The organism is Bartonella capreoli (assembly GCF_902813205.1).
Classification (GTDB): domain Bacteria; phylum Pseudomonadota; class Alphaproteobacteria; order Rhizobiales; family Rhizobiaceae; genus Bartonella; species Bartonella schoenbuchensis.
Genome location: NZ_CADDZX010000035.1, coordinates 1 through 2,404, shown reverse-complemented (window position 1 = coordinate 2,404; position 2,404 = coordinate 1). Strand labels below are relative to the sequence as shown.

The 2,404-nt window shown below is 35.2% G+C and carries 3 protein-coding genes and 1 pseudogene; all 4 read left to right on the top strand.

Features of this window, described 5'->3' with window-relative positions; all coding sequences use genetic code 11:
- The first annotated feature begins 205 nt into the window (after positions 1 to 205).
- On the top strand, positions 206 to 562 hold the full coding sequence (locus J7R05_RS06975; RefSeq protein ID WP_208541739.1) for a hypothetical protein: 357 nt from the start codon (positions 206 to 208) through the stop codon (positions 560 to 562).
- Between the two features lie 52 nt (positions 563 to 614).
- The gene (locus J7R05_RS06970) at positions 615 to 1,439 is read left to right on the top strand and encodes an antA/AntB antirepressor family protein (protein ID WP_208541740.1); all 825 of its coding nucleotides are present in this window, start codon (positions 615 to 617) and stop codon (positions 1,437 to 1,439) included.
- A gap of 79 nt (positions 1,440 to 1,518) precedes the next feature.
- Positions 1,519 to 2,301, top strand: a complete 783-nt coding sequence (locus J7R05_RS06965; protein WP_208541738.1) for a RecT family recombinase — start codon at positions 1,519 to 1,521, stop codon at positions 2,299 to 2,301.
- A gap of 1 nt (position 2,302) precedes the next feature.
- A pseudogene (locus J7R05_RS06960) lies at positions 2,303 to 2,404 on the top strand (lambda exonuclease family protein); the annotation flags it as partial.

Here is a 2,404-nt window from a genome sequence, read left to right as displayed (position 1 = left end):
ATAACTCAAATTTTCTTTTTATAGTTTCATAATTTTTCATATGATCCCCTACTATCTACAATAATATAACCTAAACAAATAAATTTTTCATAAAATATTTTCCGTTTTACGTTATTTTGTATATTGATATTACCGTAAAACGAAAATATAAAAACCCCATAAAGTAAAAAGAACCATTTACCAACATGAATGAGAGGGGATGAAAATGAATGAACAGCTTTTTGTGAATGCTGATGAGATCTTGTTGATTGTGTCTACTTATGATGAGTACGACGCTAGACCTGGACCACTGGATGGAACTGAAATCATGAACATGGTCAACCAGATAGAAAGCGTTGTAAGCATTCTTCGTATTGATCTTCAGTCAAATCGCTATGATGATATTTCAGAAGACGTTGCTGAACTTTATGTTCAAAAGTACTTAGATGATTATAGCCATTATTATTTTTTAGAGGATGCCCCATATCCTTTTATAGCTCACAGCTGGGCATACAGTGATGTCTTAGACAAGATAGAAGAACGGGAAAGTACAAATCCATTCTACAGTACTTATCGGCAATAACCCTTTTTTCTCAACACATTTGAAAACTAATCCAAACACTATGAGGTCTGCAATGGAAATGCCTATCGCTATTTGGAACCACACAATTAATCAAGAAACCATACAAACAGTCAATGCACGCGAATTGTATACGTTTTTGGAAGTTAATTTCAATTTTAACGATTGGATAGCTTACCGTATTAAAGAGTATGGTTTCTTAGAAAACAAAGACTTTGTGAGTTTTATTCAAATTTTAGTAAAATCAAAACAAAACACTCGTCCAAGCATGGAATATTACCTTACTTTAGAAATGGCAAAAGAACTTGCTATGATTGAGCGTAATGAAAAGGGGAAACAAGCTCGTCAATATTTCATTGAGTGCGAACGAAAAACAAAACAAATGACACCTCCTCAAATTGACTATTCTGATCCTCAAGTCATGTTAGGTGTTTTGACATACTTAAAAAATGAAAGTGAACGCAAAGATCATATCATTGCTCAGTTAACCCCAAAGACAGAAAAACTTGAACGTTTAGAACGCTCTGATGATTTGCTTGATATAAATGATGCAGCAGAAAAGTTAGGCATGCGCCTTGAAGATTTAGCGAATTATTTGATCAATCATCGTTGGATTTATTGCCGTACTGATAAAAGTTTGGTGCCTTATTATAGTAAAATCAATGAAGGACTAATGGGGTATATACCAAAAACCATTCAAACCATCAGCGGAAGAAAAAAGAGCGTTCCTAGTGCAAAGATCACATCCAAAGGATTAAAACGTCTGAGTATGATGCTCCAAAAACAGATCCGTACTCAAGAAGAGATTAACGGCTTTGCTAATGCCGAAATTGCTGACTTTAAAAGAACAGCAACAACCCTTTCTTCTCAACACATCTAACATCCCAAAACACACCCTTTTCAACACACGCGTGCTTCACGCCACAGGTGGGGTGTACCCAAAGTTAAGGAAAATAACAATGACATCTTCTCTCGTAGCAACAGTGGCACAAAAATATAAGTTATCAGAACAAGAGTTTCGTGAAGCAATTTTCAAAACTTGTATCAGCTGTGATATCTCTAATGCTGAGTTTTTAGTCTTTATTTATCTTGCCAATGATTATGGATTAAATCCCTTAAGAAAAGAAATATATGCCATCCCTAAAAGAGGGGGCGGTATTATACCGGTTGTCGGTTATAGGGGATGGCTCAAAATTATACATTCACATCCTAACTATAGAAAAAAGAAAATTACAGAAAACTTTGATAAAGAAGGAAAATTGTTTTCTGCTACATGCGCCATATATTTTAAGAACGATCCAGAGCCATTTGAACTTACAGAATATCTCAAAGAATGTAAGCGAAATACAGAACCTTGGAATCAATGGCCTGCTCGTATGTTGCGTCATAAGGCACTTATACAATGCGCATGCTATGCATTCGGTTTTTCTGGTATTTACGATAAAGACGAAGCTGAACGCTTCAATGAAACTCATATTAATGAAATTAACTACACCCCCCAAAACGAGAGGGTTTCTGATGATTTACTTGCGCAAATCAAAAAATTAATGGAACAAACAAAAACAGAAGAAGCAAAAATACTTTCTTATGCAAAGATCACAAATCTCGCAGAAATGTCTCATGAGACAGGGCAAATTGTTTTAAGGCGTTTAAAAACAAAACAACACTTACAAATGAATGAAGCACAACAAGCTTTACCTTTACCAAACACACCAACTCAACAAGCTTCAATGGGGGTGTGATATGGAACAAAGAACAGCAGAATGGTTTCAAGCTCGTTTAGGTAAAGTCACAGCTTCAAACATTAGCAGCATTATCAATAAAACAGCAAAGGGCTTACCTACA

What these genes read in the sequence shown, in the direction of transcription:
- J7R05_RS06970 (WP_208541740.1), top strand. Translation starts at nt 615, where the DNA reads ATGGAAATGCCTATCGCTATTTGGAACCACACAATTAATCAAGAAACC.
- J7R05_RS06965 (WP_208541738.1), top strand. Translation starts at nt 1,519, where the DNA reads ATGACATCTTCTCTCGTAGCAACAGTGGCACAAAAATATAAGTTATCA.
- J7R05_RS06975 (WP_208541739.1), top strand. Translation starts at nt 206, where the DNA reads ATGAATGAACAGCTTTTTGTGAATGCTGATGAGATCTTGTTGATTGTG.